The organism is Bacillus pretiosus (genome assembly GCF_051294775.1).
Taxonomy (GTDB): domain Bacteria; phylum Bacillota; class Bacilli; order Bacillales; family Bacillaceae_G; genus Bacillus_A; species Bacillus_A wiedmannii.
Genome location: NZ_JBPPHF010000447.1, coordinates 1 through 287, shown reverse-complemented (window position 1 = coordinate 287; position 287 = coordinate 1). Strand labels below are relative to the sequence as shown.

Sequence of the window (287 nt, the reverse complement as noted above, 5' to 3'; positions counted from 1 at the left end):
CTCTCATACCGAGTAAAAAAACTGGTAATTTCGCCGAGTTTATTTTTTCTACTACATATGTAATTTCATGTGTGGGAGCGATTCCAAGCTGTGGCTTAGAAAGCGCACCGATTGACTCTACAGTCGTTTCAGCTGTCATAACGTCTTGTGGCAGACTTACTAAAGTAGCTCCTGGATTAGTGGAAGTCGCACTTCGGAATGCATGTGATAGTGCTTCTGGCACATTATCAGGATGCACTACTTCTACGCTATATTTTGTGATTGGTTCGAATAGTGCAGCATTATCC

General features: G+C 42.2%; 1 pseudogene. It reads right to left on the bottom strand.

The window, feature by feature from the left end:
• Positions 1-287 (bottom strand): annotated as a pseudogene (locus ACSG5Z_RS31670) (acetolactate synthase AlsS); the annotation flags it as partial.